A 19,242-nucleotide genomic window follows, 5' to 3' on the forward strand; every position below is an offset into this window, starting at 1 on the left:
CAGGCTGCCCGGCGGACCGTCCCGCATTGCCGCCAGCCCGTCGCTGTGGGTGGGGCGGGCCCGTCACGCCACGACATTGACCGGTTCCCCGCGCGCGAACGCCTCGATATTGCCGATCAACTGGTCCGCCAGCCCCTGCATCGCCTCGCGGCTCGCCCACGCGTTATGCGGCGTCAGGATGAAGTTCGGCAGTCGCAGGTTCAGCAGCACGTGGTCCGCCGGTGGCGGCTCGGCGGTCAGCACGTCGAAGCCGGCGCCCGCGATCGTGCCGGAGACGAGCGCTTCGGCCAGCGCGTGTTCGTCCACCAGGCCGCCGCGCGCCGTGTTGATCAGCAGCGCCGTGCGCTTCATCCGCGCCAGTTCGGCCGCGCCGATCAGGTTGCGCGTGGCGTCCGTCAGCGGGGCATGCAGCGACAGCACGTCCGACGTGGCCAGCAGTTCGTCGAACGACACGTTGACGATGCCTTCCTCCGCTACCGGCGTGCGCGTATGCACGGCGACTTCCATGCCGAACGCGCGGCCGATGCGGGCGACCGCATGGCCCAGCGCGCCGTAGCCGAACAGGCCGAGGCGGCTGCCGTGCAGGTCGCGGATCGGGTGGTCGAACAGGCAGAAGCGGGGCGCCTCCTGCCACATGCCCGCCTCGACGTCGGCGCGGTAGGCCAGCAGGTTGCGGCGCAGCGCGAGGATCAGCGCGAACGTATGCTCGGGCACGGCGGCATACGCGTAGTCGCGGATGTTGGCGACGACGATGCCGCGCTCCCGGGCGGCCGGCAGGTCGATGATGTCGGTGCCCGTCGCGGCCACGGCGATCATTTTCAAGTCCGGCAGCTGCGCCAGCGTATCGACGCGCAGCGGCACCTTGTTCGTGATCGCGATCGTCGCACCGGCCAGGCGGGCTGCCGCTTCGGCGGCGCCGGTTGCCGGATACTCGGTCCACGTGTGCGCGAACGCGGGCGCGCGCACGTCGGCGATCAGGCTGTCGCGGTCGAGGAACACGATGCGATGGTCGGTCATGCGGCCTCCGGGTAGGCTTGTGCGGGGCTGCGCATGCGCATGCCCGGGTGGTTGGCGAACAGTTCGGCGACCCATTCGACGAACACCCGCACCTTCGCCGACAGGTGGCGGTTCTGCGGGTAGACGATGTGCACCGGCAGCGGGTCCGTCGTCCAGTCGGGCAGCAGGCGCACCATGCGGCCTTCCTGCACGTGCTGCATCAGCAGGTAGTCCGTCATTTGGATCACGCCCAGGCCCGCCAGCCCCGCCTGCACGTAGGCGTTCGAATCGTTCAGCGCGATCACGCCCGGCATCGGCACCTGGATGCGTTCGCCATCGCGGGTGAAATCCCAGTCGTAGATCTTGCCCGTCTTGGCCGAAAAATAGTTCACGCAGCGGTGCCGCGTCAGGTCGCGCGGGTGCTCGGGCGTGCCGAAGCGTTCGATGTAGGACGGCGCCGCGCAGGTGACGAAATGGATCATGCCGATGCGCCGGGCGATCAGCGTGGAGTCGCCCAGTTCGCCGCCGCGCACCGCGCAGTCGACGCCTTCCTCGATCAGGTCGACGGGGCGGTCGGTACTGCCCAGTTCCAGCTGGATGTCCGGATAGCGCTCGAAGAACGCCGGCAGCGCGGGCACCAGGACCTCGCTGGCCAGCCCCGTCGGCGATTCGACGCGCAGCCGGCCGGACGGCGAGAGCCGGGTGCGCGACAGCGATTCCTCGGCCTCCTTCACGTCCGTCAGGATTTGCAGGCAGCGCTCGTAATAGGCCGCGCCGTCGGCCGTGACGCTGACGTGGCGCGTGGTCCGGTGCAGCAGCTTGACGGACAGCGCCGCCTCGAGCTGCTGGATCAGCGTCGACACGGTGGCCTTCGGCAGCTGCATGTTGTCGGCCGCCTTCGAGAAGCCGCCCGCATCGACGACCTGCACGAAGACTTCCATGGCCTGCAGTTTGTTCATCGTGTTTCTTTCGATTGCGCCGCAAGGATCGGAGTGTATGGCCCGCTCAAAGCTTGTAATGTAGCTGTCATTGTTCGGATCCGTGAACAATCAATTCGTCGTTGGCGTATTTATCAGATTGTAGAACAAGTCTATAGTTACTGCACTGCATCAAAGTATTCACTATTTTTTGAGGGGTTACGAAAGGTCGATCATGGAACTGCGCAACTGGACGGTAAAAGGACTGATCGTGTTGGCACTGGCGCTGTATGCGCTGGCGCTGGCCGGCATCGTGAACACGGATGCCTACTCGCACGCGGCGGGTAAGGAAGCCCGTGGCGTGCACGCGCTGGTCAACGAGGTCCTGGCCGGCCAGCCGGCGGGCGGCACGGCGTTGCTGGCGGACGCGCCGGAGGCGGCGAAGCGATGAGCGCCCTGCAGCAGGTGGCCCCGATGGCCGACGATCTGACCTTGCGCGACCTGGAAGTGCAGGGGGCCGAAGGGCCGCTGCCCGCGCGCCTGTACCTGGCGGGCACGCCTGGCACGAAGCGCGACACGCTCGTCGTGTTCTTCCACGGCGGCGGCTTTGTCGGCGGCACGATCGACGAGGCGGACGACTTCCTGTCGCGCCTCGTCAGCGCCGATCCCGGCCAGGTCGCGCTCTCCGCCGCGTATACGCTGGCGTCGCAGAAGCCGTTCCCGGCCGCCGTCGAGGATGCCCATGCCGTGCTGCTGTGGGCGAAGAAGAACAAGGCCAAGCTGGCCTGGAACGGCAAGCGCATGGTGGTTGCCGGCATCGAGGCCGGCGCGAACCTGGCCGCCGTCGTGTCGCTGATGTCGCGCGACCGCGGCGGGCCGCCGCTGGCGGGCCAGGTGCTGATCATGCCGATGCTGGACCCGGCGCTGTCGACGTGCTCGATGCGCGAACTGCCGATGTGCCGCGACAAGGCGGCCGTCGTCGACAAGGTCGCCGGCACCTGTGCCGCCGGCTACCGGGGCTATCTGCCGAATGCGGCGGACCGCACCCACCCGTATGCGTCGCCATTGCAGTCGTCGCGGCTGAAGAACCTGCCGCCGGCGCTGATCCTGTCCGCCGAGGACGATCCATTGCGCGACGAAGCCGAACAATATGGCGCCAAGCTGATCAAGTGTGGCATCACGACCACCGTCAAACGCTTGCCGCCGCCCCCGCTCGAACAGCCGGGCGGGCGCAACGATTGTGCATGTGTATTTGCACTGACCGAAATCGCGGCCTTCATCCGCGGTGCAGATGGGACGGAGAACCCACCAGCCTAGTACAACGATAAAGAGACACCGTTCGGGTGCCGTCGGGCTGGCGGACCGCGGAACGTTTCCTGTAACTGAAAGTAACGCACATTAAAAAGGTGCGATGGGCCCGCTTTGTCTTCGTTGGCTTGGCGAAGGCGGGTGGCGCTTGTAAACCGCTAGGTTATTACTATTTTTCATACAAAAAGGGGTTAACAATGAAAAACACGAATAAATTGACAGCATTGGCGCGACCAATAGTCGCGGCGCTGGCTGCGGCAGGCTTGGCGGTGACGCTGGCCGGCTGCGAGGAAGCCACCGGTAAAACGGCCGAAGCGCCAGCTGCCGGCGGACCGCCCATCAGTGCAGCGCTTGTGATCGAAAAACCGATCACGGAAACGCAGGAATTCTCCGGCCGTCTGGAAGCCATCGACCGCGTCGAGATCCGCTCGCGCGTCGCCGGCTTCATCACCGCGGTGAACTTCAAGCCGGGCAGCGAAGTGAAGAAGGGCGACGTGCTGTTCGTGATCGATCCGCGGCCGTACCAGGCCGAAGCCGACCGTGCGCAGGCCGCCGCCAATTCCGCCCGTGCCAAGGCCGAACTGGCCCGCCTGGAACTGACCCGCGCCGAGAAGCTGTTGGCCGACAAGGCGATTGCCCAGCGCGAGTTCGACGAGCGCGCCTCGAGCCAGAAAGAGCTCGAAGCCGCCGCCCGTGCCGCGCAGGCCGCGTACGAATCCGCGAAGCTGAACCTGACCTACACCCGCGTCACCGCGCCGATCGACGGCCGCGTGTCGAAGGCCGAGATCACGCTGGGTAACCTGGTGGACCAGTCGGCGGTGCTGACCTCCGTCGTCTCGCTGGACAAGATCTACGCGAGCTTCGACGGCGACGAGGATACGTACCTGCGCGTCGGCGCCCAGAACCACAAGGGCCAGCCGGTCGCCGTCAAGGTGGGCCTGGCGAACGAGGAAGGCTTCCCGCACGAGGGCAAGCTGGAATTCGTCGACAACCAGCTCGATACGCAAACGGGTTCCGTGCGCATGCGCGCTGTCTTCGAGAACAAGGACCGCATGCTGGTGCCGGGCCTCTTTGCCCGCGTCCAACTGGGCGGCGCCGGTGCGACGACGAACGCGATCCTGATCAACGACCGCGCCGTGGGCACGGACCAGAACCGCAAGTTCGTGTTCGTGATCGGCAAGGACAACAAGGCCGAGTACCGCCCCGTGAAACTGGGCGCCACGGTCGATGGCATGCGTGTCGTGAAGGAAGGCTTGAAGCCGAACGAGAAGATCGTCGTCAACGGCCTGCAGCGCGTGCGTCCGGGCGCTCCCGTCACGCCGCAGATCGTGCCGATGGATGCCAATGTGGCCGCCAAGGCGGACAAGAAAGATGCGAAAGATGCGAAGGTCGCCGCGCTGTAAGCCGTCTTCGGCAAGAACAAGGACTGAACAATGAACTTTTCCCGCTTCTTTGTCGACAAACCGATTTTCGCAGCCGTGCTGTCGATCATCGTGTTCGTCGCGGGCTTGATAGCGATTTTCAAGCTCCCCATTTCCGAGTACCCGGACGTCGTGCCGCCGTCCGTGGTGGTCAGCGCCCAGTATCCGGGCGCCGATCCGAAGGTCATCGCTGAAACCGTTGCCGCGCCGCTCGAAGAGCAGATCAACGGCGTCGAGAACATGCTGTACATGTCGTCGCAGAACACCAGCGACGGCGCGTTGAAGCTGACCGTCACGTTCGCGATCGGCACCAACGTCGAGCAGGCTGAAACGGCCGTGCAGAACCGCGTGCAGCGTGCGCTGCCGCGCCTGCCGGAAGAGGTGCGCCAGATCGGCGTGACGACCGTCAAGACGTCGCCGAACCTGACGATGGTGGTCCACCTGAATTCGCCGGACGGCCGTTACGACGACCTGTACCTGCGCAATTACGCGGTGCTCAACATCAAGGACCAGCTGGCCCGCCTGCACGGCATGGGCGAAGTGGGCCTGTTTGGTTCCGGCGACTACGCGATGCGCGTCTGGCTCGATCCGCAGAAGGTGGCGGCGCGCGGCCTGACCGCGGGCGACGTCGTCGATGCGATCCGCGAGCAGAACGTGCAGGTCGCGGCCGGCGTCATCGGCCAGGGCCCCGCGAAGGATGCCGACTTCCAGCTGACGGTCAAGACGCAGGGCCGCCTGCAGACCGTCGAGGAATTCGGCGACATCGTCGTCAAGACCAACCCGGACGGCGCCGTCACGCACCTGCGCGACCTGGCCCGCCTGGAAATGGGTTCGAACTCGTACGCACTGCGTTCGCTGCTGAACAACAAGTCGGCCGTGGCGATCCCGATCTTCGAGGCGCCGAACGCCAACGCGTTGCAGCTCTCCGCCGACGTGCGCGCCACGATGAAACGCCTGTCCAAGGACTTCCCGGAAGGCGTCGAATACAGCATCGTGTATGACCCGACGCAGTTCGTGCGTGAGTCGATCGACTCCGTGATCCACACGCTGCTCGAAGCGGTGATCCTGGTTGCGCTGGTCGTGATCGTGTTCCTGCAGACGTGGCGCGCTTCCATCATTCCGCTCTTGGCCGTGCCGGTGTCTGTGGTGGGTACCTTTGCCGTGATGCTGGGCTTCGGCTTCTCGATCAACACGCTGTCGCTGTTCGGCCTCGTGCTGGCGATCGGTATCGTTGTCGACGATGCGATCGTGGTGGTGGAAAACGTCGAGCGTAACATCGAGAACGGCCTGTCGCCGCGCGATGCGACGATCCAGGCGATGAAGGAAGTGTCGGGCCCGATCATCGCGATCGCGCTGGTGCTGTGCGCCGTGTTCGTGCCGATCGCGTTCGTGTCCGGCCTGACCGGCCAGTTCTATCGCCAGTTCGCACTGACGATCGCGATTTCGACCGTGATCTCCGCGTTCTCGTCGCTGACCCTGGCGCCGGCGCTGTCGGCCGCGCTGCTGAAGGGCCACGATGAACCGAAGGATGTGCTGACCCGCGGCATGGACAAGGTGTTCGGCGGCTTCTTCCGCGTGTTCAACAAGTTCTTCAACCGCTCCGCCCACAAGTACGAGGGTGGTGTGCGCGGCGTGCTGCGCCACAAGGGCGCTTCGCTGATCGTCTACGCGCTGCTGGGTGCCGCTGGCCTGTTCATGTTCAAGGCCGTGCCGCCGGGCTTCGTGCCGGGCCAGGACAAGCAGTACCTGATCGGCTTCGCGCAGCTGCCTGACGCGGCGTCGCTGGACCGTACCGATGCCGTCATCCGTAAGATGTCCGACATCGCCAAGGACATTCCTGGTGTCGAGAACTCGATCTCGTTCCCGGGCCTGTCGATCAACGGCTTCACGAATGCGCCGAACGCCGGCATCGTGTTCCTGGGCCTCGAGCCGTTCGAGAAGCGCCGCGACAAGAGCATGTCCGCCGAGGCGATCGCCGCCGAGATGAACAAGCGCATGGGCGCCGTGCAGGATGCGTTCGTGATGGTGCTGCCGCCGCCGCCGGTGAACGGCCTGGGCACGACGGGTGGCTTCAAGCTGATGATCGAGGACCGGGGCAACCTGGGATACGACGAGCTGTACAAGGCCGTGCAGGCCGTGCAGATGAAGGCATGGCAGGAACCGCGCCTGCAGGGCGTGTTCTCGGGCTACCAGATCAACGTGCCGCAGTTGTTCGCGGACGTGGACCGGGTGAAGGCGAAACAGCTGGGCGTGCCGCTGCAGACGATCTACCAGACCTTGCAGATCAATCTGGGCTCGCTGTACGTGAACGACTTCAACCAGTTCGGCCGTACCTACCAGGTGCGTGTGCAGGCCGATGCGCAGTTCCGCTCGCACCCCGAGCAGATCGCGCAGCTGAAGGTGAAGAACAGCAAGGGCGAAATGATTCCGCTGTCGTCGCTGATGCGCGTGAAGGATACGTATGGCCCGGACCGCGTGCAGCGCTACAACGCCTACGTGGCGGCCGAGCTGAATGGCGCACCGGCGCCGGGTATCTCGTCGGGTCAGGCCCAGGAAATCATGGACCAGATCCTGCGTGACACGCTGCCGAAGGGCATCACCTACGAGTGGACGGACCTGACGTACCAGGACATCCTGGCCGGTAACACGATGATCTACGTGTTCCCGCTGTGCGTGCTGCTGGTGTTCCTGGTGCTGGCTGCCCAGTACGAAAGCTGGACGCTGCCGCTGGCCGTGATCCTGATCGTGCCGATGTCGATCCTGTGCGCGCTGATCGGCGTGAAGCTGACGGGTGGCGACAACAACATCTTTACCCAGATCGCGCTGTTCGTGCTGGTTGGTCTCGCGTCGAAGAACGCGATCCTGATCGTCGAGTTTGCGCGGGAGCTGGAAGATCACGGGCGCAGCGTCGTCGACGCCGCACTGGAGGCTTGCCGCCTGCGTCTGCGCCCGATCCTGATGACGTCGATCGCGTTCATCATGGGCGTGCTGCCGCTGGTGTTCTCCAGCGGCGCGGGCTCCGAGATGCGCCATGCGATGGGTGTGGCGGTGTTTGCCGGCATGCTGGGCGTGACGTTCTTCGGCCTGTTCCTGACGCCGGTGTTCTACGTCCTCTTGCGTACGCTGGCCAAACGCATGGAGAAGAAAAAAGCGCCGGCGCATGGCGAAGCCGATGTCGCGCTGGTCAAAATGGAAGGAACCCACGGATGAAAACCATGATTGCACGGGGTGTCGCGCCCCTGATGGCGGCGCTGCTGCTGACGGCGTGCGCGGCCCCCGAATTCAAGCAGCCGGCGATGGACGTGCCGGCGGCCTTCAAGGAACCGCAGACGCCTGATGACGTGAAGGTGGCGGCCGACGGCACGCGCTGGAAGGAAGCGCGTCCCGCCGAGCAGCAGCCGCGCGGCGAATGGTGGCTGGCGTTCAACGACCAGGGTCTGAACGACCTGATGGCCGAGGCGACCCGCAACAACGCCAACCTGGCCGTCGCGGCGGCCCGCGTCAAGCAGGCGCGCGCCATTGCCGGCATCGCCGAGGCGGATCGCATTCCGCAGGTGGGCGTGGGCGTCGGTGCCAACCGTACGCGCCTGTCGCCGCGGGAAGCGAATCTGCCGCAGGGCACGCCGGTGGCACCCGCCACCAGCTACAACGCCCGGCTGACGGCGAGTTATGAAGTGGACCTGTTCGGTCGCGTGTCGTCCAATGTGGCGGCCGCACGCAACGACGCGGCAACGGTGGAAGCGAATTACCGCTCCGTGCTGCTGGCGTTGCAGGCCGACGTGGCCCAGACCTGGTTCCGCCTGCGCGCCACGGACGCCGAACTGGCGACTGTGGAGCAGACGGTCCATTTGCGCGAGGAGAACGTCAAGGTGAACCAGCGCCGGTTCGACCTGGGCGACATCGGCGAGTTCGACCTGTCCCGCGCGAAGACCGAGCTGGCGACGTCGCGCGCCGAAGCGATCGGCCTGCAACGCCAGCGCACGACGGCCGAGCATACGCTGGCCGTCCTGCTGGGCAAGCCGGCGGCCAGCTTCACGGCGCCGACCAATCCGCTGACGGAAGCGGGCAAGCTGCCGGCGATCCCGGTGGGACTGCCGTCGGCACTGCTGGAACGCCGGCCTGACATCGCCGCCGCACAGCGCGCCATGCAGGCATCGAACGCCCGCATCGGCGTCGCCCGTTCGGCGATGTTCCCGGCGCTGACGATCAACGCCGATGGCGGTGGCGTCGGCCCGGCGTTCGCGGACGTGTTCAAGTGGAGCAGCCGCTCGTGGGTGCTGGGCGCGCTGCTGTCGATGCCGTTGATCGACGGTGGCCGCAATCGCGCGAACATCGAGCGCAGCGAAGCCGTGCTGGAAGAGTCGGTGGGGCAGTACCGCCAGACCGTGCTCACCGCGTTCGCCGAGGTCGAGGACAACCTGGCCGGCCTGCGCATCCTGTCGGGCCAGACGGCGCAGATCGACGACGCCGTCGTCAGTGCGCGCCGCTCTGCCGACCTGGCGCAGAAGCTGTACGAAGCGGGCCGCTCGAGCTACCTGGAACTGCTGGACGCGCAGCGCAACCTCGCAACCGTCGAGCGCAACGCCGTGCAGCTGCGCGGCGACCGCGCGATCACGACAGTCGCGTTGATCCGCGCGCTGGGCGGCGGCTGGGACACGCCCGTCAACACCGCCCAGGCCAGCAACTAGCGCAGCTTTCTCATTTCAATAACGATTAACCCCGTTGTCCTTTACGGCGGCCCCTCACGGTGCCGCCGTTTTTTTACAACAGGGGACTGTCCCTCAATTTTGGAAATATTTCCGAAATCGAGGGACAGTCCCCTGTTGTTTTACAACCGAAAAAATTTGGTCGGCGAAATGCCGAGGGGCGTGGCGTGCGTAGATAGGGGTGGGGGACTGTCCCTCGTTTCAGGAAATATTTCCAGAATCGAGGGACAGTCCCCGAATTTTGGAAACATTTATTGGCGCATTTTTGGCTATCATTCGCCTGTTTTGATAGCGAGGAGTTGTCTTGATCACGAGCAGGTTGCTCAGCAGTATTCCGAATATCGTCCATGGTTTCGGCACCGAGGCCCAACTGGTGCCGCATGTGCTGCAGCCCGTGTGGGACCTGCGGCCGGACAAGCGCCAGGTGCACGGCACCCGCTTCGTGCGCATCGACGAGCACTGCCAGCCGGTCGGCGATGCGGATGCGTTCCACACGCGGCACGCCGGCATTCCCGTTTCCGTGATCGCGGCAGATTGCGTGCCGCTGCTGCTGGCGCGGCGCGACGGCGCTCACGTGGCCGCTGTCCATGCGGGCTGGCGCGGGCTCGCCGATGGCATCATCCCCCGTGTGCTGGCCGACGTCGAAGCCGGCGCGCACTGGGTCGCGGCGATCGGCCCGACGATCTGTGCGGATTGCTATGAAGTGAGCGAGGAGCTGGCGCTGGAGTTCGCGCGCCGCTTTGCCGACATCGCGCCGCATGAACTGCTGCCGCGCCACCGCCACCTGAACCTGCGCGCCGTCGCCGAGCACCAGCTGCGGCAGGCCGGCGTGACGGACATCGACCACGTCGGCGGCTGCACCTGCTGCGCCCGCGACGAGCAGGGCACGCGCATCTTCCGCAGCTACCGGCGGGGCGACCGCAACTCGCAGCAGCACGCGGGCCTGTATATCGACGCAGGGAGCAAATAAGCGTGGGATGAAACGCCGGCGCGAAGGTGCCGGTGCGCGTGCATCGGCGGCGGCGCGCTCCTAGAATGACTTCATCGTCAACCAACACCAACCACCGATGAAGCAGACCGCCATTGCCACCGCCCTGTGTGCCGCAACCCTGTTCGCCCACCTGCCGCTTGCCCACGCCACCGACTGGGACGAGCCACAGGAACCGTTCCCCATCTACGGCAACACGTACTACGTGGGCCCGCACGGCGTCGGCTCGGTGCTGGTGACGTCGCCCGCCGGCCATATCCTGATCGATGCGGGCACGCCGAAGTCGCCCGCCGCCATCGTGGCCAGCATCCGCAAGCTGGGCTTCCAGCCGACCGACGTGAAATACATCCTGACGTCGCACGAGCACTACGATCACGTGGGCGGCGCCGCCGAGCTGCAGCGGTTGACGGGCGCCGTCGTCGTCGGCAGCGAGCGCAGCGTGCCGGTGCTCGTCAGCGGCAAGCCAGACAAGGCCGACCCGCAACTGGGCAGCCTGCCGGACATGGCTCCCGTCGCGCGCACCCGCGCCGTGAAGGAGGGCGACGTGATCAAGCTGGGACCGCTGGCAATCACGGCGCACGACACGCCGGGCCATACGCCGGGCGGCCTGTCATGGACGTGGCAATCGGTGGAGAACGGCCGCGCTGCGAACATGGTGTATGCGGACAGCTTGAACGCGTTCGGCCTGCACGGCTTCCGCTATGGCGGCGATGCGCGCTGGCCGCAGGCGAAGGCGCAGCTGGAAGCGTCGATCGCGAAGATCGCCGCGCTGCCGTGCGATGTACTGATCGCCGCGCACCCGGACCTGGCCGACCTGTGGGAACGCAAGGCGCAACAGGCGCAGCGCGGCAACGCGGCGTTCATCGATCCGAAAGCTTGCCGCGCCTATGCGGAACTGGGCCGCAAGCGCCTCGCCAAGCAGCTCGGCGAGGAAGCGGCCCGCTGAAGTTACGCCTGCCTGGGATTACGCCTACCGGGGATCACGCCTTCAGGTAGCCGTGCTTGCGCGAGTCCGGCATGATCCACGACGCGCCCAGCGCGACGGCGCAGACGATGCTGACGTACCAGAAGAACGCGCTCTCGTGGCCGTGCGACTTGAACAGCAGCGCCACGTATTCGGCGGTGCCGCCGAAGGCCGCGTTGCCGATCGCGTACGACAGGCCGACGGCCAGCGCGCGAATCTCCGGCGGGAACATCTCGGCCTTCACGATGCCGCTGATCGACGTGTAGAAGCTGACGCCCGCCAGCGCCGCCATCACCAGCGCGAACGCCTGCACGGGCGACTGCACCTGGCCGATGGCCGTCATCACGGGCACCGTGCCGAGCATCGTGATGACGCCGAACGCGATCATCATGTTGCGCCGGCCGATGCGGTCCGACAGCGCGCCGAACGCCGGCTGCAGCAGCATGAAGCAGAACAGCACGGCCGTCATCGTCAACGTCGCCACCTCGGCATTCATGTGCGCCGTGTTGACGAGGTATTTCTGCATATACGTCGTGTACGTGTAGAACGCCAGCGAACCGCCGGCCGTGTAGCCGAGCACCGTCAGCAATGCGCGCGGGTGTTCCAGCACGCCGGCGATCGTGCCGGCCTTTTCGCTCTTGCTCGATTCGGTCGCCGTCTCCACCAGCGCGCGGCGCAGGAACAGCGCGACCAGCGCCGCGAGCGCGCCGATGAAGAACGGGATGCGCCAGCCCCATGCGCGCAGCTCGTCCGGCGCCAGGAACTGCTGCAGCACGACGAGCACCAGCGTCGCGAGCAGCTGCCCGCCGATCAGCGTGACGTACTGGAACGACGCATAGAAGCCCCGCTTGCCGGCGACGGCCACCTCGCTCATGTAGGTGGCACTCGTACCGTACTCGCCGCCCACCGACAGGCCCTGGATCAGGCGTGCGACGAGCAGCAGGAACGGCGCCCAGAAGCCGATGCTCGCATAGGTGGGCAGCAAGCCCACCATCAGGGAGCCGAAGCACATCATCAGCACGGAGATCATCATCGACGTGCGGCGCCCGAGGCGGTCGGCGATGCGGCCGAACAGCCAGCCGCCCAATGGGCGCATGAAGAAGCCGACGGCGAAGATGCCGGCCGTGTTGAGCAGCTGCGACGTGGCGTCGCCTTTCGGGAAGAACGCGGCGGCGAAGTACAGCGACGTGAACGAATAGGCGTAGAAGTCGTACCATTCGACGAGATTGCCCGACGAGGCACCGACGATCGCGATGACAGGGTTATGGATCTTATGATCGCTCATGATGGAATTCCGTGACAAACACGGGGGCCATCATAACGGCTGCGGTGATAAAAGGGCTGCCCGATTGGGAGGGGCGATGGACTGTACGAAGGAGGGGGTGGACGGCGTGTGGGCTTGCTGCGTACCGGCCCTGCGGCCCATAAAAAAACCCGCGCCAGGCGGCGCGGGTAAGGGAGGCTCTTATGTGATTCTCAGCCTGAGAGTAGCTATAAGTATCCGGCGTGCGTTCAGTGCGTCTGCGGCGTGGTGGTGACCGCGGACTGCTTGTCTTCCTTGGCTTCGGCTTTCTTGTGCGCTGCCTTGGCGTGTGCCTTGGCTTTCTTCTCTTTTGCGTCAGCCTTGGCTTCAGCCACGTCTTTCTTCGCTTCCGCGGTTTCCTTGGCGACCTTCTCGTCGGCCTTTGCCGATTCCTTGGCTGCCTTCGCATCGGCCTTGGCTACTTCCTTCTGCTCCTTCGCGACAGCCTTGTCGTGCTTGGCTTCAGCGTGCGGAGCAGCGGCCGGCGCGGTCGTCGGGGCGGGCGTCTGAGCGAATGCGGCACCAGCGAACAGACCTGCGATCAGGGTAGCGATTACTTTTTTCATGGCGTAGTCCTCATTTGGTTACTCATCTTGGGCGACACACTCATTTGCTGTGTCGTTGTGCAGAAAACGCGGCCCGTTTCGCGCCAGTTGACGGGATTTACATCTGTTACAAATCGCCGCTCTTCTGTTAGCTGACGTACCGATGCATGCGCCGCCGGGGCCTACAGTGTGACCATGAAAGACTCCCTGAAACTCTACAAGGCCAAGCGCAATTTCGCGATCACGCCCGAGCCTGCCGAAGGCGGCGAGGAGGGTACCGAAGCGCTGACGTTCGTGATCCAGAAGCACTGGGCCACGCGGCTGCACTACGACTTCCGCCTGGAGCTGGACGGCACGATGAAAAGCTGGGCCGTGCCGAAAGGCCCCAGCTACGACAGCCACGACAAGCGCATGGCCGTGCACGTGGAGGATCATCCGATCTCGTACAACGACTTCGAAGGCGTGATCCCCGAGAAGCAGTACGGCGCCGGCAAGGTGATCATCTGGGACAAGGGCACGTGGCACCCGATCGGCGACCCGCGCAAGGGCTACCGCGACGGCAACCTGAAGTTCGAGCTGCGCGGTCACAAGATGCACGGCCGCTGGGTGCTGGTGCGCATGAGGCGCTCCGGCGAGAAGCAGGAACCGTGGCTCCTGATCAAGGAGAACGACGAATACGTGCGCGCCGCCGACGAGTTCTCCGTCGTCGACGAGATGCCCGACAGCGTGAAGGCGCTCGGCATGCCGACCGGCGAACGGCTGACGCCCGCGGCCGACGAGGCCGAGAGCACGGCGCTGGCGCACCAGGGCAAGCCGGCGCGCAAGAAGGCGGCGGGCAGCGCTGCGAAGGGTGCCGCAACGAGCACGGCCAAGCCCGCCAAGTCTGCGAAGACTGCTGTCGCCAAGCCGGGCGCGAAGGCGAAGATGCCGGCCACGCTGTCGCCCGAGCTGGCGACGCTGGTCGATGCGCCGCCGCCCGATCCCGCCGACTGGATCTTCGAACTGAAGTTCGACGGCTACCGGCTGCTGGCCCGCGTCGAAGGCGGCAACATTGGCCTGTGGACGCGTAACGGCAACGACTGGACGCACAAGCTCGAACCGCTGCGCGCGGCGATCGAGAAGATGCGGCTGCCTGACGGCTGGTACGACGGCGAGATCGTCGTGCACGACCAGAACGGCAAGCCGAACTTCGGCCTGCTGCAGCAGGCGTTCGACGGCTCCCGGACGAAGAACATCGTTTACTTCGTGTTCGACGCGCCTTACCTCGACGGCCACGACCTGCGCGACGTGCCGCTGGCACAGCGCCGCGAGCTGTTGAAGACGGTGTTGGACGCGAAGGGCAACGACACGGTGCGCTTCTCGGCCGAGCTGGATGCGCCGCCCGCCGAGATCGTCGCGGCGGCATGCCGCATGGGCCTGGAAGGCATCATCGGCAAGCGCCGCGACGCCACCTACGTATCGCGCCGCTCGGGCGACTGGATCAAGCTGAAGTGCGCGCTGCGGCAGGAGTTCGTCATCGGCGGCTATACGGATCCGCAGGGCTCGCGCGTGGGCATCGGCTCGCTGCTGCTGGGCTATTATGACGACGCCGGCAAGCTGCATTACGCCGGCAACGTCGGCGCCGGGTTCAACGAGAAGTCGCTGCGCGACATCACGGCGAAGCTGCACAAGCTGGCCAGCGACACGAACCCGTTCGCGCCGACCAAGGCGATCGAGAAGAAGGCACATTGGGTCAAGCCCACGCTGGTGGCCGAGGTGACGTTCGGCGAATGGACCGGCAGCGGCTCGATCCGCCATTCCGTATTCCAGGGCCTGCGCAAGGACAAGAAGGCGGCCAGCATCCGCCGCGAGCAGGCCGCCCACGTGGAGGACGTCATGCAGACACAGAGCACAACGAAGGCAGCACCCGTGCGCGGCAAGGCCAAGGCCAAGGCCAAGGCCGACCCGGTGGCCGAATCGGACGTCGGCAGCAAGCTGCCCGCGTCGCTGAAGGTGACGAACCCGGACCGGCTGATCGACCCCGCCAGCGGCATGACGAAGATCGGCCTGGTGCGCTACTACGCGCTGGTGGCCGACCTGATGCTGGAACACCTGAAGGGCCGGCCGGTGGCGCTGGTGCGGGCGCCGGCCGGTGTCGGCGGCGAGCTGTTCTTCCAGAAGCACTCGGAGGTCGGCAAGCTGCCCGGCGTGAAGCAGCTGCCGCAGGAACTCGACCCGGATCACCCGACGATGCTGGAAGTGGCGACCACGCAGGGCCTGCTGTCGTGCGCGCAGTGGAACGTCGTCGAGCTGCACACGCAGAACGCGTTTGCCCGCACTTACGACAAGCCGAACCGGATGATTTTCGACCTGGACCCGGGGCAGGGCGTGACGTGGGAACGCATCCAGGAAGCGGCGCAGCTGATGCGCGCGTTCCTCGAGGAGCTGGGCCTGCCGACGTTCCTGAAGACGAGCGGCGGCAAGGGGCTGCACGTCGTCGTACCCGTGAAGCCGCAGCACGACTGGGATACGGTGAAAGGCTTCTCGAAGCTGATCGTCGAGCACATGGCGCGCACATTACCGGACCGCTTCGCGTTCAAGAGCGGCCCGAAGAACCGCGTCGGCAAGATCTTCATCGACTATCTGCGCAACGGCCGCGGCGCCACCACCGTATGCGCGTGGTCGGCGCGGACCCGTCCGGGTTTGGGCATCTCGGTGCCCGTCGCCTGGGACGAGCTGCCGCACCTGAAGGGCGGCGACCAGTGGACCGTGGCCACCGTCCACACGCGGCTCGACCATGGCAACGCGCCATGGGCCGATTATGCGAAGAGCGCCGTCAGTATCACGAAGGCGATGAAGCAGATGGGGTATACGGGGGCTTGATGCGGGGGGGCTTAATGCGGGGGACTTGATGCGGGGGACTTGATGCGGCGCGCGCGGTTGGCGACGCGGGGGCGCCCGGCGCAACGGCCTGGCGCTGGCGGGACGATCGTGTGCCGACGCTCTCCCGCGCCTGCCCGCGTCGTCGGCGTGCTGGTAACATCGCCGCATGAATACTGATCGATTTGCCGATTGCCGCGGGCGGCTCGACCTGCTGGCCGACCTGAATGCCGAGAGGACGGACGTCTTCGCGGCCTACGACCTGGAACGCTTGCCCGCTGCGGCCGATCTGGAGGAGGCGGTTGGCCGTCACTTCGAACTGGTCGGAAAAACGCGGTACGACCCGCCGCGCGACTATCCCGCCGCCACCTGGCACATCACGCTGGAAGAAATCAGCGGGCCGTTCGAACATACGCTGCACCGCATGTGCGAGCGATGGTTCTTCCGCTCGGAGGTGCTGGCGGCGGTACCGTTATCGCCGCACCGCGAAAACGTGGTGAACGGTTTCCTGGCCGGCCTGGTCGCGGCCATCGGCAACTGCCGCACGTGGCGCGTCCACATCGCCCCGCAGTGCTGGTATGGAATCGAATGGGACCACGTCGCGTTCGAAGCCGTGGACGGACGCTACATGCTGTCGTTCATGCGCAGCGACTGATGCGTGCCGGTGGGTTCAACAGGCGGAGCCACCGGCATGAATGGCCTTCGGGCGAGAAGGCACCGTTGGACCGCGTCTTGATCGCGTCTTTGCAAAGGCGGCAAAATCCGGCATCATTGCCATCCTTGTAACTTCGGCCGATTGCCCGGCCTTGTCGCGATGCAGCGCATTCTGATGTTGACCACCCTCGCTTGCTTGGCCGCGTGTTCGCGGCAACAGGAATCCTTGGCGCCGGCCAATGTGGCCGTGGCCGCACCTGTCGCCGCCGCGCGGGCGGAAAGCGCCACGCCGGCCGGGCCCCGCGACCTGGGCCGCGCCAAGGCAGGCGAATGGATGGCCGCGATCTTCGGCGACCGCTACGACGCCAAGGCGCGCCGCGCGCTGACCGGCAGCGCCGACGAAGGCTTCAACGCACTATCGTTCGTCGCCGCGGCGCAGCTGGAGGCAGGGCGGGTCGCCGTGATCGTCAATGGGACTCCCGCCGACGCGGCGGGCGCCGAGCAGGCATCCCATGCGGAAGGGGGCGACATGCACGTGTTCGTGCTGCGCAGCGCGGGCGCCGGCTGGCAGGTGAGCGACCGTTACGAGAACGTCGCGAACCTTGGCTCGCACGGCCACTTCGGCGCCGTCAAGTGGATCGCCCTCGCGCCGGGCAAGCCGGGCTTCATCGTCTCGTCGGGTGGGGTGTGGCAGGGCTACGAGATACTCAGCGCGGACATCTTCGCGCTGGCCGGCGGCGTGCAGGCACTGGGTAGCTTCAACGAGCACTCGGGCAACTCGGGAGCCTGCGGACCGGAAGCCGACGAATGCTGGGACATCGGCGGCAAGATCAGCGTGGCACCCGCCGTGCCCGGGCAGGCCGGCGCACAGTACGCTGACCTCGTCGTCGACTTCACCGGAGAGCGCTACAAGGTGACGGAAGATGCCAAGGGCGGGCTCGAAAAGCACCACATCGCCGACGTGAAGCAGACTGCCCGCTATCGTTTCGACGGCAAGGCCTACAAGCTGGTGGCCGGCGAAAACCCCGTGCCGGGCGTGTAAGCTGGGGCGTGGGACGGGCCGCCCGTTGACGCCGCGATCGGCCGCCCGGCCAGGGGCAATGCCGCTGAGTGGCCCCGACGCACTCGCCTAGATCAACCCCAACGTCAACGCCTTCAACGTCGCCGCCGCGCGCGTCGAGCATTCCAGTTTGCGGAAGATGCTTTCGATGTGCGTGCGCACCGTGCTGGGGCTGATGCGCAGCGCCCGTGCCGCTTCCTTGTTGCTCTCGCCGGTGCTGATCCGCCGCAGCACGTCCACTTCGCGGTCGGACAGCAGGCCGCTGCGGCGCGGTGCCGGCGCTTGCGTGCCGCCGGCCGAGGCAATCACGGCGTCCACCGCGGCGCGGTCGAAGCGCGCCGCCTGCGCCGCCAGCAGCGCGGTGGCGGCGGCCGGTTCGTAAGCCGGCCGCCATGGGCGCGGCGAGCACAAGGCCGTCCATGCGGCGGCGGCGGCCAGCACGCGGTGCGACGGGCTCAAGGCGTCGCCCGTCAGGCTGCGGAAGTAGCCGCTGCCGTCCAGCCGTTCGTAGACGTGCGACGCAAGCTGCGCTTCGGCTGTCAGCGCCGGTATCTGGATGGCGGCGCGCGCCGTCCAGTAGGGCACCAGCCGTACCTTTTCCCAGTCGGCCGTGCGCAGCTTGCCTTCGCGCTGCCACACTCCGTTTGGCACAGCGGCGCGGCCGAGGCCATGGATCAGTGCCGCACGGCCCACGCACTGCTGCTGCGCGGGAGGCAGGCCAAGCAGCGCGGCCGCGCCGCGTGCGACGTCGGCCACGCGGCGCGAGAAGCCGGCCAGCGCGGGCAGCTTCAGTTCCAGCATGTCCGCCACCAGCGTCAGCGCCACGCGCGTCTCGCTGGGCGGCGCATCGCCGCACGGTGTGTCGTCGTCCAGCGCATCGAGCCACGCGCGCGCGTGCGGCGTGACCAGGCGCACCAGCGCGGCCGGATACTTGCGGCCGGCAAGCTCGCCGATCAGCCGCAGCGCGGCGTCCAGGCCGTGGGCGCGTGACAGGATTTCCAGGTCGCCGGCCAGCGCGACGTGGAATACGGCATTGGGAATCGCGGCGCCGCGCAGCCGGTACGGCATGCCGCTGCCGTCCACGTGCTCGAACACGTGGCGCAGCGCTTCCTCGACGGCGAGCGGCAGCCCAAGCATGCGGGCGATGTCGCCGGAGACTTCGCAATGGACTTGCGCGAGCGGCGCGACGCTGGTGAAGGTCAGCGGGTGATTGGGCGGCAAGGTGCGCGTCAGCATCGCATGGCGGCCGCCCACGTCGTCGCCCATCAGCGCCGCGAAGCCGGACGCGTTCGCCGTGCAGCCGGACCAGCGCAGCAGGGCGACGGTGCGGGCCGTGGCGCAGCCCGCGGGGCCGGCGCCATCCATGTCGGCCACGCGCGCGGCCAGGCGCGCGGTGCGGATCGAATGGTCGGTCGGCTGGCCCATCGAAAGGTCGCCGACCAGCGCCAGCGCCTGCACGGCGTCGGCGACGCTCACGGTATCGTCGAATGTCATGGCCGCTACTGTAGCGGCCACGGCGCC

15 protein-coding genes are annotated in these 19,242 nt (G+C 66.5%); 10 read left to right on the top strand and 5 right to left on the bottom strand.

Going from position 1 to position 19,242, the window contains the following annotated elements; all coding sequences use genetic code 11:
• Positions 1 to 63: 63 nt before the first annotated feature.
• Positions 64 to 1,017 (bottom strand): D-2-hydroxyacid dehydrogenase, encoded by a 954-nt coding sequence (locus IP92_RS23435; protein WP_145879795.1) that lies wholly within the window; start codon positions 1,015 to 1,017, stop codon positions 64 to 66.
• Positions 1,014 to 1,955: a LysR family transcriptional regulator gene (locus IP92_RS23440; RefSeq protein ID WP_145879798.1), complete on the bottom strand. Its 942-nt coding sequence runs from the start codon at positions 1,953 to 1,955 to the stop codon at positions 1,014 to 1,016. The genes IP92_RS23435 and IP92_RS23440 overlap by 4 nt, the downstream gene beginning before the upstream one ends.
• A 193-nt stretch (positions 1,956 to 2,148) precedes the next feature.
• Between IP92_RS23440 and IP92_RS23445 the strand changes: the two genes are divergently transcribed.
• From IP92_RS23445 to bla, 7 genes are all read left to right on the top strand, one after another.
• Positions 2,149 to 2,364: a hypothetical protein gene (locus tag IP92_RS23445; protein ID WP_145879799.1), complete on the top strand. Its 216-nt coding sequence runs from the start codon at positions 2,149 to 2,151 to the stop codon at positions 2,362 to 2,364.
• A complete protein-coding gene (locus tag IP92_RS23450) occupies positions 2,361 to 3,230 on the top strand; it encodes an alpha/beta hydrolase (protein ID WP_145879801.1) in 870 nt (289 codons plus the stop codon). The genes IP92_RS23445 and IP92_RS23450 overlap by 4 nt, the downstream gene beginning before the upstream one ends.
• 188 nt (positions 3,231 to 3,418) lie before the next feature.
• Positions 3,419 to 4,624, top strand: a complete 1,206-nt coding sequence (locus IP92_RS23455) for an efflux RND transporter periplasmic adaptor subunit (RefSeq protein ID WP_145879803.1) — start codon at positions 3,419 to 3,421, stop codon at positions 4,622 to 4,624.
• A gap of 30 nt (positions 4,625 to 4,654) precedes the next feature.
• Positions 4,655 to 7,852, top strand: a complete 3,198-nt coding sequence (locus tag IP92_RS23460) for an efflux RND transporter permease subunit (protein WP_145879805.1) — start codon at positions 4,655 to 4,657, stop codon at positions 7,850 to 7,852.
• Positions 7,849 to 9,330, top strand: coding sequence for an efflux transporter outer membrane subunit (locus tag IP92_RS23465; RefSeq protein WP_145879808.1), 1,482 nt, complete (start codon positions 7,849 to 7,851; stop codon positions 9,328 to 9,330). Before IP92_RS23460 ends, IP92_RS23465 begins: the two co-directional genes overlap by 4 nt.
• A gap of 322 nt (positions 9,331 to 9,652) precedes the next feature.
• Positions 9,653 to 10,318 (top strand): purine nucleoside phosphorylase YfiH/LACC1 family protein, encoded by a 666-nt coding sequence (locus IP92_RS23470; RefSeq protein WP_145879810.1) that lies wholly within the window; start codon positions 9,653 to 9,655, stop codon positions 10,316 to 10,318.
• Between the two features lie 97 nt (positions 10,319 to 10,415).
• Complete coding sequence (gene bla / locus IP92_RS23475) at positions 10,416 to 11,282, top strand: subclass B3 metallo-beta-lactamase (protein WP_145879813.1); 867 nt, start codon at positions 10,416 to 10,418, stop codon at positions 11,280 to 11,282.
• A 34-nt stretch (positions 11,283 to 11,316) separates the two neighbouring features.
• Here the strand turns inward: bla and IP92_RS23480 are convergent, their stop codons facing one another.
• On the bottom strand, positions 11,317 to 12,585 hold the full coding sequence (locus IP92_RS23480) for an MFS family transporter (protein ID WP_145879816.1): 1,269 nt from the start codon (positions 12,583 to 12,585) through the stop codon (positions 11,317 to 11,319).
• Positions 12,586 to 12,812: 227 nt separating this feature from the next.
• A complete protein-coding gene (locus tag IP92_RS23485; RefSeq protein WP_145879818.1) occupies positions 12,813 to 13,169 on the bottom strand; it encodes a hypothetical protein in 357 nt (118 codons plus the stop codon).
• 174 nt (positions 13,170 to 13,343) lie between these two features.
• Between IP92_RS23485 and ligD the strand changes: the two genes are divergently transcribed.
• The 3 genes from ligD to IP92_RS23500 all read left to right on the top strand — a co-directional run bounded on the left by ligD (position 13,344) and on the right by IP92_RS23500 (position 17,703).
• A complete protein-coding gene (ligD, locus tag IP92_RS23490; protein WP_145879820.1) occupies positions 13,344 to 16,010 on the top strand; it encodes a DNA ligase D in 2,667 nt (888 codons plus the stop codon).
• Between the two features lie 166 nt (positions 16,011 to 16,176).
• Positions 16,177 to 16,662 (top strand): hypothetical protein, encoded by a 486-nt coding sequence (locus IP92_RS23495; RefSeq protein ID WP_145879822.1) that lies wholly within the window; start codon positions 16,177 to 16,179, stop codon positions 16,660 to 16,662.
• Positions 16,663 to 16,887: 225 nt separating this feature from the next.
• On the top strand, positions 16,888 to 17,703 hold the full coding sequence (locus tag IP92_RS23500; RefSeq protein ID WP_145879825.1) for a hypothetical protein: 816 nt from the start codon (positions 16,888 to 16,890) through the stop codon (positions 17,701 to 17,703).
• Between the two features lie 87 nt (positions 17,704 to 17,790).
• Here IP92_RS23500 and IP92_RS23505 read toward each other — a convergent pair whose 3' ends face one another.
• On the bottom strand, positions 17,791 to 19,215 hold the full coding sequence (locus IP92_RS23505; RefSeq protein WP_145879827.1) for an HD domain-containing phosphohydrolase: 1,425 nt from the start codon (positions 19,213 to 19,215) through the stop codon (positions 17,791 to 17,793).
• Between the last annotated feature and the right edge of the window lie 27 nt (positions 19,216 to 19,242).

Source organism: Pseudoduganella flava, assembly GCF_007830495.1.
Classification (GTDB): domain Bacteria; phylum Pseudomonadota; class Gammaproteobacteria; order Burkholderiales; family Burkholderiaceae_D; genus Rugamonas; species Rugamonas flava.

Bases quoted from the DNA above. Each gene is read 5' to 3' on its own strand.
- IP92_RS23460 (WP_145879805.1), top strand. From the start codon at position 4,655: ATGAACTTTTCCCGCTTCTTTGTCGACAAACCGATTTTCGCAGCCGTG.
- IP92_RS23440 (WP_145879798.1), bottom strand. From the start codon at position 1,955: ATGAACAAACTGCAGGCCATGGAAGTCTTCGTGCAGGTCGTCGATGCG.
- IP92_RS23455 (WP_145879803.1), top strand. From the start codon at position 3,419: ATGAAAAACACGAATAAATTGACAGCATTGGCGCGACCAATAGTCGCG.
- IP92_RS23505 (WP_145879827.1), bottom strand. From the start codon at position 19,215: ATGACATTCGACGATACCGTGAGCGTCGCCGACGCCGTGCAGGCGCTG.
- IP92_RS23485 (WP_145879818.1), bottom strand. From the start codon at position 13,169: ATGAAAAAAGTAATCGCTACCCTGATCGCAGGTCTGTTCGCTGGTGCC.
- IP92_RS23445 (WP_145879799.1), top strand. From the start codon at position 2,149: ATGGAACTGCGCAACTGGACGGTAAAAGGACTGATCGTGTTGGCACTG.
- bla (WP_145879813.1), top strand. From the start codon at position 10,416: ATGAAGCAGACCGCCATTGCCACCGCCCTGTGTGCCGCAACCCTGTTC.
- IP92_RS23450 (WP_145879801.1), top strand. From the start codon at position 2,361: ATGAGCGCCCTGCAGCAGGTGGCCCCGATGGCCGACGATCTGACCTTG.
- IP92_RS23465 (WP_145879808.1), top strand. From the start codon at position 7,849: ATGAAAACCATGATTGCACGGGGTGTCGCGCCCCTGATGGCGGCGCTG.
- IP92_RS23480 (WP_145879816.1), bottom strand. From the start codon at position 12,585: ATGAGCGATCATAAGATCCATAACCCTGTCATCGCGATCGTCGGTGCC.
- IP92_RS23495 (WP_145879822.1), top strand. From the start codon at position 16,177: ATGAATACTGATCGATTTGCCGATTGCCGCGGGCGGCTCGACCTGCTG.
- IP92_RS23435 (WP_145879795.1), bottom strand. From the start codon at position 1,017: ATGACCGACCATCGCATCGTGTTCCTCGACCGCGACAGCCTGATCGCC.
- ligD (WP_145879820.1), top strand. From the start codon at position 13,344: ATGAAAGACTCCCTGAAACTCTACAAGGCCAAGCGCAATTTCGCGATC.